Source organism: Paenibacillus senegalensis JC66 (assembly GCF_000285515.1).
In the GTDB taxonomy this organism is placed as follows: domain Bacteria; phylum Bacillota; class Bacilli; order Paenibacillales; family NBRC-103111; genus Paenibacillus_L; species Paenibacillus_L senegalensis.
Genome location: NZ_HE610959.1, coordinates 173,312 through 184,869 on the forward strand (window position 1 = coordinate 173,312; position 11,558 = coordinate 184,869).

The 11,558-nt window shown below is 50.3% G+C and carries 10 protein-coding genes and 2 riboswitches; of the genes, 1 reads left to right on the plus strand and 9 read right to left on the minus strand.

Features of this window, described 5'->3' with window-relative positions; genetic code table 11:
• Positions 1-52: 52 nt before the first annotated feature.
• A riboswitch (glycine riboswitch) is annotated at positions 53-156 on the minus strand.
• Positions 157-292: riboswitch (glycine riboswitch) on the minus strand.
• A gap of 713 nt (positions 293-1,005) precedes the next feature.
• Positions 1,006-1,401 carry a glycine cleavage system protein GcvH gene (gene gcvH, locus PSHG_RS12835; RefSeq protein WP_010273386.1) on the plus strand — a complete coding sequence of 132 codons (396 nt, stop codon included), beginning with the start codon at positions 1,006-1,008 and terminating at the stop codon, positions 1,399-1,401.
• A gap of 399 nt (positions 1,402-1,800) precedes the next feature.
• Here gcvH and PSHG_RS12840 read toward each other — a convergent pair whose 3' ends face one another.
• Genes PSHG_RS12840 through PSHG_RS27540 form a run of 9 tightly spaced genes read right to left on the minus strand, consistent with a single transcriptional unit; the run spans position 1,801 to position 11,555 of the window.
• Positions 1,801-2,682: a fumarylacetoacetate hydrolase family protein gene (locus PSHG_RS12840; protein ID WP_010273387.1), complete on the minus strand. Its 882-nt coding sequence runs from the start codon at positions 2,680-2,682 to the stop codon at positions 1,801-1,803.
• A 31-nt stretch (positions 2,683-2,713) separates the two neighbouring features.
• The gene (locus tag PSHG_RS12845; protein ID WP_010273388.1) at positions 2,714-3,709 is read right to left on the minus strand and encodes a Gfo/Idh/MocA family protein; all 996 of its coding nucleotides are present in this window, start codon (positions 3,707-3,709) and stop codon (positions 2,714-2,716) included.
• Positions 3,702-4,769 (minus strand): galactitol-1-phosphate 5-dehydrogenase, encoded by a 1,068-nt coding sequence (locus PSHG_RS12850; protein ID WP_010273389.1) that lies wholly within the window; start codon positions 4,767-4,769, stop codon positions 3,702-3,704. The genes PSHG_RS12845 and PSHG_RS12850 overlap by 8 nt, the downstream gene beginning before the upstream one ends.
• Positions 4,770-4,797: 28 nt before the next feature.
• A complete protein-coding gene (locus PSHG_RS12855; RefSeq protein ID WP_010273390.1) occupies positions 4,798-5,961 on the minus strand; it encodes an aminotransferase class V-fold PLP-dependent enzyme in 1,164 nt (387 codons plus the stop codon).
• Between the two features lie 16 nt (positions 5,962-5,977).
• Positions 5,978-6,715 carry an MBL fold metallo-hydrolase gene (locus PSHG_RS12860; protein WP_010273391.1) on the minus strand — a complete coding sequence of 246 codons (738 nt, stop codon included), beginning with the start codon at positions 6,713-6,715 and terminating at the stop codon, positions 5,978-5,980.
• Between the two features lie 45 nt (positions 6,716-6,760).
• Positions 6,761-7,147, minus strand: coding sequence for a RidA family protein (locus PSHG_RS12865; RefSeq protein ID WP_010273392.1), 387 nt, complete (start codon positions 7,145-7,147; stop codon positions 6,761-6,763).
• Entirely contained in the window at positions 7,140-8,318 is a 1,179-nt protein-coding gene (locus tag PSHG_RS12870; RefSeq protein ID WP_010273393.1) for a M20 family metallopeptidase, read from the minus strand. The genes PSHG_RS12865 and PSHG_RS12870 overlap by 8 nt, the downstream gene beginning before the upstream one ends.
• Positions 8,319-8,322: 4 nt before the next feature.
• Positions 8,323-10,548, minus strand: a complete 2,226-nt coding sequence (locus PSHG_RS12875) for a glycoside hydrolase family 20 zincin-like fold domain-containing protein (protein WP_010273395.1) — start codon at positions 10,546-10,548, stop codon at positions 8,323-8,325.
• Positions 10,549-10,586: 38 nt separating this feature from the next.
• The gene (locus tag PSHG_RS27540; protein WP_010273397.1) at positions 10,587-11,555 is read right to left on the minus strand and encodes a substrate-binding domain-containing protein; all 969 of its coding nucleotides are present in this window, start codon (positions 11,553-11,555) and stop codon (positions 10,587-10,589) included.
• Positions 11,556-11,558 lie beyond the last annotated feature (3 nt).

Below are 11,558 nucleotides of genomic sequence, written 5' to 3' on the forward strand. Positions count from 1 at the left end.
CTGGGCACGCCGCATAATAAAAAACAGAGCGAAAAAACACAGCTATTGTGTGTTTTCCCGCTCTGTCCTTTTACCTGAGAGTTACCTCTAAACGATGTTTAAAGTTTCCCCGTGGGTGTTCCGTAAGCCATACAGCCCGGAAGCTCTCCAGAGTTGCGTCCGGTAAAGGTCCTTTTGCCTGAGAGATTCACCTTACGGCTTACTCCTTCGGCGCTACGCTCAACCCGCCGCTTCCCCTCCTACGAGTTGAAGAATGCTCAGGTTCTATCGTAATCTCTCCCTATTACCATCATTCGCCAGTATGTCATAATATCAGGCAAGTCATATATTCATCGGGCGGACTTTCTTTAAAATCCGCCGCAGATTTGCCAAACTTGATTGCCGCTAATCCACAATGCGAGTTGTCAATCTCGATTGCCACTTATCCACAAGAATGTGGTAACTTCTGTCTTAGTTATTATTATTCCAGACGATGACGGTTTGTCAACCCAATGTCACCAGTTCTATGAAAATTTTAAAAAAACTAACCTGGGGACACCTTGACTTTTTTTCTCAGGGTATAATAAGCTTATAGCGAATTATTGAAGGCTGTCGATATTAATTGCAAAAGACGGTCGAGCGGTGGGCAGGGGACTGGCAGAGACCGTTTTCGCTCCTGACTCACGGCGCTCGCAGTGGTCCTTATCAGGGGGTTAAAAATTTTAACGCTTGCCATCGTCCTTATTTTGCTTCAGATCCCTGTTTTCGGGGTCATTTGTCACAAATAAGAGCGAGGATGAGCGTTAGAAAGAAAACCCCTGCTTTTTCGGCCAAATAAGAGCGAGGGCGAGCGTTAGCGTAAGACAGCCATTGGTCCACACGCGATGAACCCGCACGCACGACAGATCGATGGACAGCATTGGTACAGAGCGAAGAAGCACCAGTGGATCGATGATTGTATGCATAATGAATCGATAGACTCTACTTGGAACGTCAGCAAATCTTCCGAAAAGAGGGATTATACCTATGAGTGAAGTTAAACAAGGATTGTATTACAGTAAGGAGCATGAATGGGTAGAAAAGGTTGATTCGAATAAAGTTCGTATTGGCATCACCGATTTTGCACAGCATCAGTTAGGGGACATCGTATTTGTAGAATTCCCGGCAGTAGGCGATGAGGTGACAAGCGGAACGAGTGTTGGGAGCGTGGAATCGGTCAAGACGGTTTCCGATATCTACTCTCCGGTATCGGGAAAAGTAACTGCAGTGAACGAGCAGCTTGAAGATTCTCCAGAGCTCGTGAACAGTTCTCCATATGGAGATGGATGGATGATTGAAGTCGAAGTCGCTGATTTGGAGGAAGCCGTTAAAGAACTGTTAACTGAGGAAGACTACAAAACGTTCATTGCCGAGGATGAATAGGTTAGATGATTCCATAGTAGCAGGTTCTCATTGTGCTGTTTCCATGGCACATAGATCTAGCGGCAGACTTCCTTAGTACTAATTCCATGATCAAAGCTATAGGCTATCCTTGTACGATTCCATGGGCTATAGGGGCAGGCTCCCTTTAGTACTGATTCCATGACCCTTAAAATGGCAGTTCCTATAATGCAGGTCCCATGGTTCATTTAAGCAGGCTTCATAATTATTCACAGCTGCTCGCTTACATACACGCCCTATAGCTCATACAGCAAACCCAAAAAACAGGACTCCCGCCGGCGAAGTCCTGTTTGATGTGTCCGGCCGCGCGCGGCGAATGCTGGCGCGCGACAATGCTCCGTGCGGCGAATTCTGGCGCGCGATGCAATCCCTCGTAATCGCCTATCGATTTCGCCGGAACGAATTCGTTAAGGTGCCTATGCCTGCGATTTCTGCTTCCGTGACATCCCCGTCCTGCAGCCATACCGGGGGTTGAAAGCCCATTCCTACTCCTGGAGGGGTACCCGTGCTGATTACATCCCCAGGCTTTAATGTCATCGTTCTGGACAAAAAGACTATCAAATAAGGAACCGAAAAAATCAGCTGCCTTGTGTTGGAGCTTTGCATCGTCTTTCCGTTAAGCCTTAGTGCAATTTCTAGTTGTCCCGGATCGCTAATCGCATCAGCCGTAACGATCCATGGCCCCATCGGTGCGAAGTCGTCAATCGCCTTGCCTCTCATCCACTGCCCCTCGGACAGCTGGATATCTCTCGCACTGACATCATTGACTATCGTATAGCCAAAAATAGCGTCCATTGCCTGTTCCTCTGTCACATCGCGGATGGTCTTTCCTATCACAACTGCCAGCTCAACTTCATAGTCGCATTGGCTGACTTCTTCTGGTATATCTACAATCGCTTCATGACCTGTCAATGCATTCGCAAACTTTCCGAACAATACAGGCTTTTCCGGCACAGCCATCCCCGATTCCTGAGCATGATCAGCGTAATTCAGTCCGATGAACAGAAGCTTTTCGGGATCGGTTAAAGGTGATGCCAGCTCGACGGTATCAAGCGGCAGGCACTCTCCCATCTGCAGCGCTTGCTGATACAAATGCCCGATCCGGTTAGGCATATGCTCTGCTTCTGCCAGCAAGTCCCTCATCGTTCCTCCGAATGGGAGCGGAATGACGTTATTCTCCCCATTGACTATGCCTACTTTCAGCCGCTGCTTCATACTTCCCCGTTCCCGAACGTTCAGCGGCAAATATTGAACCAGCCTCATTGCCTTCCCTCCCTGCTCTTTGTAGTCTAAGTTACAGCAAAATCTCCGCTTGACTGCGTGCTGAATGGACAATCGCATCCGCAATCTCGATCCCATGAATAGCATCATCAAAGGATACATAATCCATAGGCTGGTTCAATGCTATGGATTGACAGATGTAGTTCATCTGCTCCCGCAAGGCTCCAAAACGGATTCCCTGGATCTCCCGATGTACGGCAAGATCCGGTGTCTGTCTGCCATCCGTATTCCAGATCTGCACTCCAGCTTCTCTCGTATCCATGTGTGCAACTCCATGCTCGCCGATGACCTCTGCGCTGTCCGCTATTGCGATACCTGCGGCATCCGGGGTCCGCCAATGACTCTCCAGCACCGCCAAAGCTCCGTTGGCGAACTCCAGCTGGACCCATAAGATTTCCGGACAACCCGGGTCGCTCATATGAATTCCATGCGCCCTTACCTTGCGCACTCGCGAATTCGCATACCAGAGAGCCAGATCAATATCATGAATCATTAGCTCGTAAACGGTATGTGTCCGCTTATAGGTAGCAAATAAAGATTGGGCACGTGCTCTGCGCAAGAAAATACTTTTGATCGGACCAATCGTCCCATTCTGTATGCCTTCATAAATTTCCGCGTATTTCGGATCAAAGCGCAGCAGATGACCAGGCACGAGATGCCGCTTAGCGCTGTGCGCAGCTGCAGCCAGCTGTTTGGCTTCGCTCGCGAGCGTGGTAACCGGCTTTTCGACCAGCACATGCTTTCCGTTATTAAGCGCAAGGAGCGCCGGCTGCAGATGCTCTTTCTCAAAGGTCGCAATACTGACCAGATCGACCGTATCCAATCCGCACACCTCAGCATAATCCTCATAACGACCGGCAATTTGATAGCGGTCAGCCAGCTGCTGAACCCGTTCCGGACGGAGGTCACACAATGCAGTCACCTCGACATAAGGCAGCGCTTGAAAGGCTTGAAGATGGCACTCTCCCCAGCTCCCCAGTCCTATAATCGCCACTCTGACTTTATTCATTTGGCTTCTCCTTCCATACGCGCGTTTCTCCTTCTGCACGTGCATCCAATATTATTTTTCCATGATGCACTCTGCCTGCAACCAGATCTTCAAACGCGCGGCCGCCTTCGGACAGCGGCCTGATATCCGTCCATCCGTCTTCGGTTATCGCACCGCCTGCCAACAAGTTAACGGCTGCCGCAAAATCCGCCCGGTCGTAACAAAACGAGCCCAGCATGCGAATTTCACTGCGGATGAAATGGTTAACCGGAAGAATCGTATCATCAATGCCAAGACCGATATTCATTAGCGTTCCTCCCGGATTGAGAAGCATTGCGGCAGCGGAGCGGGTCGGTTGAAAACCGGCGGCATCAACAACGACATCAACACCTCTATCCGCGTATTGCTTGCGAATGACCTCTTCCACCGTCCTCTCCGCAGGATTGATCGTTTGGTCCGCCGCATGTTCCCTGGCTATTTCCAGCCTTTGCGGATTAGTATCCACGACAATAACGGATTCCGCTCCGAGCCGCTTGGCCGCTTTGGCGCACAAGAGGCCTATCCCTCCGGCCCCGAATATTACCACGTTCGGGAAGACGTAGCCGTCCATAGCCCTTCTTACCGCTCGCAGTGAGCAGGCCAGCGGCTCCGCCAGTGCTGCCCGAAAGGGAGACATTCCATTCGGAACGGCGATTACCGCAGAAGAGGGAACGGTGACCCATTGTCCGAATGCACCGGAACGGTGAATGCCAATAATTTGCCGGTTAGCGCATAATTGAGGGTTTCCCCGGTCACACGAGCGGCATTTGCCGCAATGGAGAAGCGGATTGACGACCACACGCTGCCCAATTTCAAGCGGCTCTTCAACTGCTGTTCCGAGGCTTTCCACCAGGCCGCTGAACTCATGGCCCATGATAAGCGGTGGAACCCGCAAACTGTTGTGACCCAGGTAGCCTTCGATTTCGGAGCCGCAAATCCCTACAGCCTCTACCTTAATCCGTACTTCATTGGCCGCCGGCTGAGGCTTTTCGGCTTCCATCCATACCATTTGCTCGGGGGCTGTCCAGACTAAAGCTTTCATTTGTGCATGTCCTCCTGTTCTGTCGCTATTATAATGTCGAAGGCAAGAGCTTGAGCAGCCGCTCAACGTCTTCAAGATCGTTGAACAAGTGCAGCGAAATCCGGAAGCGTCCATCCCCGCCCCAAATATATACCTGCTCTTTTAGCAGTTTTTCTGCGATGACCTCTCCCTGTTCATGTCTGACAGAAATATTGCCAGCGCGTTTTTGCGGTTCGGCAGGTGTCATCACATTAAAGCCCAGCTTGGTAAGCTCCCCGATTAAATAAGTACCTAAGCCAAGCACATGCTCTTCGATGCGGGGAATCCCCACCTGGCGCAGCAGCTGCACGGTAAAGTTCATCGAATATAGGGTAGGATAGCTTGGATACCCTAACTCGAATCGTCTGGCATCCTGCTGCAGTTCGAACGATTGAAAGCGCTCGGAGCCGAACATATCCTGCACGCTCCGCCAGCCAACATATGCGGGGCGAAGATCAATTCTTTGACGGTTGACAGCAAGTACCGCGGCACCGTGAGTCGATAGCAGCCATTTATAAGAACTGCAGACAACAAAATCCGCTTCGTACATATCAACAGGGATTACACCTAGTGATTGAGTCACATCAAGCAGCAGCAGAATATTGGTTTTCTTAAGCTCCTGGTAAAGAGCGCGGTAGTTCAAGCGGGCGCCAGTCAAGTAGCTGACATGGCTCGTCATGACCAGCCGCGTCCTTTCATCCGCTGCCTGCAGAATACTTTCGACGCTGACCTCGCCATCGTGATCCTCGATAAGCCGGATATCGACTCCCTTCTCCCTTAGCTTTAGCCAGGGAAGGACGCCAGACGGAAACTCGAGTGTATTAATAATGACATTGTCACCAGACTTCCAGTCCAGGGAGGCGGCAATCATCGATATCCCTTCTGAGGAATTGGACAGGAAAGCGATATCCTCCGCTTTCCCGTTCATCAATAAAGCCAGCTGCTCTTTACAGTTCTTTTCTACAGACATATTCCGGTCTCTGCCTATAGGACCTAAGCTTCTGGAGCGCAAATAGTCCTGTACAGCTGCCACACTGCCCTTGTGAGAGGGCGTCTCTGCCCCGCTATATAACCAGGTTGTATTGTCCAGCCCGATAAATTCCGATTTTTTAATAAGTGCATTCATCACATATCCCTGTACCTTTCCTGTTCCGTGGTTGCGAGCTTTGTGCATTCGTTCTCCTGCCTGATTACAAATTAGGCGGAAGCTCCAGCCTTGCAAACTTGCTATGAGCCATCGCTATATGCCTGGCGGCATTAGCAGTAATGAACGGCCCGTGGCCGGGAAATAAAGCATCAATATTAAGCTCATGCAAACGCTCTATTGATTTGGCATAATCCTGAATGACACAATCCCAGGTTTGCTGCAAAACTATTTTACCACCAGCAAAAATAACATCTCCCGAAAATATGAGCCGCTGCCCTTGCCGTTCCCATACATAGCTGACATGTCCTCGGGAATGTCCGGGCGTTTCTATGACCTGCAGCCGGACATTCCCGATTTCGAGACGGTCCCCGTCTTCAACAGAACGACTGACCGGGCACGGCTCATACTTGAAATTTTCCGGGTAAACCCCTGCTGCAATAGCTGCGTTTAAACTCGTTTTATCATGGTCTGCAGCTTCGAGCCATGGCGCCGCCTCTTTGGAGACGATCACCTTCCAGCCATAGCGCTGTTGAAAATAGCTGGCGCCAGCCGCATGATCACCATGAATATGAGTAAGTAACAGGCGGGTAATTTTATCCGTGGAAATCCCGCTTTGTTCTATTTGCTTTACAATAAGCTCGGGCTGGACTCCTCCTCCGGCATCTATGAGGAATGCCTCGCTTCCCGCATCAATCAAGTAGACATTGCAATCCATCAGGTCCGTTATTTGGAAGCCGAATTGACCGCTGCCTACCAAATGAATCTCTGGAGCAATGAGCATCTTATTACCCCCTTTCTCTAGTCGCTGCTTGGCAATAGTACGGGATTAGGGAATGTAAGCAATGCATTCAATTTCCACACGCATTCCCGGAGGGAACTTCACAATTTCCACCGTGCTTCTCGCCGGCGGTTCCTCGCCAAAGAACATGCTGTAAGCTTCGTTATACTCAGCGAAATCTTTCAGATCGTCTATAAAAGCGAGCACTTTAACCACATGCTGCAAGGAAGTGCCAGAGGCTTGCAAAATATGCTCAATATATTTCAAAACTGCTTCCGTTTGGCGTTTCATCTCGCCGGGATAAAGCACCTCACCGCTGTCCAAATCGAATGGGCATGTACCGGATACGTATACCATTTCCCCTATGCGAACAGCTTGGGAGTATCTTCCTGAAGGCATTGGCGCCAAATCCGTATGGATGATCTGTTTACGCATGAAATTCCTCCTTATCAGCACTGCTGAATTTTTGGACGAGCTCTATATAAAACCGGGCAGCATGCCTTACTTCTTCCATCGATACCCACTCTTCATCGCTATGCGCCTGCTGGATAGAGCCCGGTCCGAACACAATAGTTGGAATCCCCTGTCTCTGCTGCAGCTTGCTGGCATCACTGCCATAAGCGGCGCCGCATAATTTCGTACTGATTTGCAGCTGACTGGCGGCTTTTTGCGCGCTTCTTACGATGGTCGAGGCGGGAGAAGTATCCAGCGCTTCATCCAGCAAAAGCTCTCTGACTGCGTATTCGATTCCCAATCCACCCAAATATTCCTGCAGGTTATTCTGCAGCTCCTGCATGATCTCTGCAGGCTGTTCACCGGGGATCAGCCTGCGGTCAACTTTAATCGTGCAGCTATCGGGAACAATATTAATCTCTTGTCCCCCGCGAATAGTTCCTACGGTTAACGAGGGAGCGCCACAAAGCGGATGTATCTTATTTTCTAAACACGACTTGGATTGCTCCAGATAGTGAAGCACCTTGACCATATCCATAATGGCGCTGCGTCCCTCATGTGGCACTGAGCTATGCGCTGCCTTGCCAATAGTCTCGATTTCAAATCGTACACACCCTTTATGAGCAATAACAATGCCCAAATTGGTCGGCTCCCCTACAACAGCGCCATGAATGGGCAACCCCAATTCCATAAATTGAAGCAGGCCGCGGTAAGCATGTTCCTCATCCACTGAAGCACATAGGATGAGATCCGCGTTTAGTCCTTCAGCGTTTCTGGCATAGTGTTCCATCATTTGAAGCATCGCGGCAAGAGAGCCTTTCGTATCACATGCTCCCCTGCCGTACAATCGTCCGTTGATCCGGCGGGGAAGCAGGGGCTCACTCATCCCGCCGAAGGAAACGGTATCCATATGAGCTTCAAACAGCAGTGTCCGCTCCGGATGGCCAGAGTTCAAACGGATAATGAGATTGTCTCTTCCAGGAAGCACCGGCTGTCTTTCTACCGACAATCCCCGCGCCTTGCACCGCTGTTCGATATATTCGGATAACAGCTGTTCCCCTCCCGAACCCGGGTCATAGGCCGGATTGACGCTAGGAATTGCAATCATCGATTCCAAAAGCTCTATAACATCCTCTTTTATAAGCGGATTCATCGTATTATCCCTCTCGATCAGGAAGCAGCTGCCCAAGTGCTGCCAACGGCTTTGCTGCGGCAATTTTCGGACCCCACTCAAGCAGCCATTCCCACGGAAGACTTTCACCGCCAACGATATAGGCAGGCTCTTTCCGGGGAGCATATTCCTCCCCGAGATCGGAGGCAAACCGTTTGCGATACTCATTAATGACCATTGGAATGTAATATTCTCCGATGGCAACACCTGTCCACTGATGCTCTTTGGAATCAAAATAATTGATTTTAATTATCCGGTAGTCTTCTTCCGCTGCAGCCAGGGCTAGATCAGCAAAATGCGCTGCTGTCGCCCTGTCCTGCGGATTCGTTTCCCGCACCTCCAGGTATTGGTTGTAGGCAATACCGGCCTGGCTGACCGCTTGCATACGCGAAGCCATTAAGAACGTGGCCTGGGCGCATTCACGTTGAAATTTGGTTAAATCTCTGGACAGCATATATTCAAGCAAAGCTGCCGCTTCCTCCGCATAATATAGACACCGTTCCAGATAGAGGCGGCCTTCCTGCCCGATATATTTATTAGGCATAAAAGGAAAAGAAGGCAGCTCCGCACAAATTTGCGTTTCATGAATGCAGGGTAGCGTGCGGATAATGCGTTCATACACAGATCCCAGCTCTTTACCAAACATATGACGGGATGCAGCAGTCAAAAACTCTTCCTGATCCAAGGCGTGGCTGTTCCAGCCATATTGCGCCGTTGCTGCAAAATAAAGCTCATGCCCATACCACTCAAAGCCATAGCCATTAATCCCCTTGCATCCTGCATTGGCCGCCCCCTGGAATTGGGCAATGTCGTTGCGCAGGTGCTGAAAGGCATAATTGCGCAATTCCTCAGGAAAAGTATCGGGCAGCAAATACGGAATTCGCCCGAGGCTTGCCGCAAATCCGCTGCCCTCACAGTTGCGGGAATAGATGCGTTCGCGGCCGAAAATGTTCACCCACTTAATGAACTCCCGATCATCATCCTCCAGCCCCGGTGTCCAAAACAATTGAACCCGTTCGGGCAGCTGCTCCGCCCAATAAGTCAGCCGCGATACTTCCTTAACGATAGGAGGTTCACGCAGCCAACGCACTCCGATCAATGTATCGGGATTCAGCACCTTGATATATTCCTTCAATAAATCGACAGATACTTGGTGCTTGGCTTCATTCGGAGGCAGGTGACCATAAGCTCTCTGGCAGTCCTCGCATTGGCAGAACCACTGCACTTCTTCACTTTCCTCAAACACTAGACCATTAAAGCCAAGCTCTTCTATTCTTTTCACGCTGGCAATCAGATAGTTTCTGACTTCTGGCTTGGAGGTGCATAGTGAGTCGTAGTTGTTGACATGGCCCGCCTGCTTCAGCTCTTCGGAAAGCACGGCCCGCATCTCAGGATGACGAACCGCATAGCCACCGCTGTAGGAATTAAGCCCGATATAGGCATATATATCTATGCCCCGTTCGTTAGCATAACGGATAAGGTCAGACAGAAAGGGCTCCAGCAGGTTAGGATGGGTGAATGAAACTTCCATCCACTGCCCGGTTTCCTCGTTCCAGGTTTGCACCGGCAGTTGTTTGAGCACGGTTTCCGGATATTCGGGAAACTCAAACGGCCAGAAGCCGTACATAACCACATTCAAGGCGTTAACCTTATGGCGCAGGCACCAGTCGATGAACTCCTTCCAGCGTTCCCCGTTCCACAACTGCATGCCGAATCCTGCTCTTGCATAGCCGGCATACCATGTCAGTGTAGGGGAAATAACCCTTTTCTCAACGTCAGGCCCATCCACGATCACTTGACCAGCCACCAGCCCGTTTGCTGCTTTGGCCGCCAGCTGAAGAAAAGTAACTACTCCGTACAGTGCGCCAATTTCTGTGAGCGCCGCTATCCGCGCCCCTTCTTCCCTCACCGTCAGCACATAGCTTTGACCAGGCACTGCAAGTCTGCTGAGCTTTTCATTCTCCTCCAGCGACAAGCCCTCGGCAGTTACAATGCGCAAGTCGGCCGCATTTTCATTGTCGTAATCAGTCCAGGCTGCATTCCAGCCGTGGGCTTTAAATTCCTGCGTGATCACCTGCTGCATGGAAAGATTAGCTGTGGCTGTGGAAAGCATCAGCTTCCACTCTGATGAGGGGAGACGGAAGCTGCCCTCATCAGGAGACGAATATTTGAGTGCAGGAAATACTGGAGTTTGATCAGTTAAGGGGAACATCTTCCTCAACCTCCTTCTGGAGTGATGTAGTTATGGCATTATTCATGAAGAAAATCGCTTACATTATCTATTGTGATCGGCACGTAATCAACCAGCTCTTCATTTTCAAATGTTTCGCCCTCGATGAGGCCTACAGCAACCTCAACCGCACGCTTGCCTTCCTCTGTAACGTTATCCAGCACCGTAGCGTAAAGCCGTCCGTCCCTGACAGCCCTTAGCGCATCCGGTATTCCATCAATACCCACAATAATAATGTCTTTGCCAACCGCTTCTACCGCTTGCAGGGCACCCATGGCCATCTCATCATTTTGTGCAGCTATAGCGTCGATATCAGGAAAACGCTGCAGCCAGTCTTCAGTAATGCGCATAGCTTCATCCCGGTTCCAGTTCGCGGTTTGCTGGGTCAAAAGCTTAATGTCCGGATACTTGTCGAACAAAGCCTCCTGCAAGCCTTCCCCCCTGGTAATCTCTGCAGAATGCCCGATTTGTCCCTGCAGAAGGGCAACGTTTCCTTTTCCGCCCAAAGCCTCGGCCAGAATTTCGCCCATAAATATTCCGGACTGCTTCGGATCGGTGCCAACAAACACATCATAGTTGTCGTTCTGTGTAAACGTTATCACTTCTACCAGCGGGATCCCTGCCGCTTTCACGCTGTCCACTGCAGGACCGGAGCCAACGAAATCAACCGAGTTCAAAATGACGGCATCTACATTTTGCGAAACCAAATTATCTACTTGACTGAGCTGAGTTTCAATTTGGTCCTGGCTATCCATAATAATCAAATCGACATTCACCGTTTCTGCCTGTTCCTGCATAGCTTCCACTAAGGCCTTAATAAATTCATGAGACAGCCCTTGCGTGGCAACTCCGATGCGGTACTTCCCATCCTCATCCCCTCCGCTTCCTCCTTGCTGGCCTTCGCTAGTACAGGCTGTCAACGCTATGGTTAATGACATGACCAGGCTGATAAACCAGCTGCGAGAACTAAAACGCTGTTTGCTTATCATTCT

Coding starts and splice junctions, on each gene's coding strand:
- gcvH (WP_010273386.1), top strand. CDS start 1,006: ATGAGTGAAGTTAAACAAGGATTGTATTACAGTAAGGAGCATGAATGG.
- PSHG_RS12840 (WP_010273387.1), bottom strand. CDS start 2,682: ATGAGGCTGGTTCAATATTTGCCGCTGAACGTTCGGGAACGGGGAAGT.
- PSHG_RS12845 (WP_010273388.1), bottom strand. CDS start 3,709: ATGAATAAAGTCAGAGTGGCGATTATAGGACTGGGGAGCTGGGGAGAG.
- PSHG_RS12850 (WP_010273389.1), bottom strand. CDS start 4,769: ATGAAAGCTTTAGTCTGGACAGCCCCCGAGCAAATGGTATGGATGGAA.
- PSHG_RS12855 (WP_010273390.1), bottom strand. CDS start 5,961: ATGCACAAAGCTCGCAACCACGGAACAGGAAAGGTACAGGGATATGTG.
- PSHG_RS12860 (WP_010273391.1), bottom strand. CDS start 6,715: ATGCTCATTGCTCCAGAGATTCATTTGGTAGGCAGCGGTCAATTCGGC.
- PSHG_RS12865 (WP_010273392.1), bottom strand. CDS start 7,147: ATGCGTAAACAGATCATCCATACGGATTTGGCGCCAATGCCTTCAGGA.
- PSHG_RS12870 (WP_010273393.1), bottom strand. CDS start 8,318: ATGAATCCGCTTATAAAAGAGGATGTTATAGAGCTTTTGGAATCGATG.
- PSHG_RS12875 (WP_010273395.1), bottom strand. CDS start 10,548: ATGTTCCCCTTAACTGATCAAACTCCAGTATTTCCTGCACTCAAATAT.
- PSHG_RS27540 (WP_010273397.1), bottom strand. CDS start 11,555: ATGATAAGCAAACAGCGTTTTAGTTCTCGCAGCTGGTTTATCAGCCTG.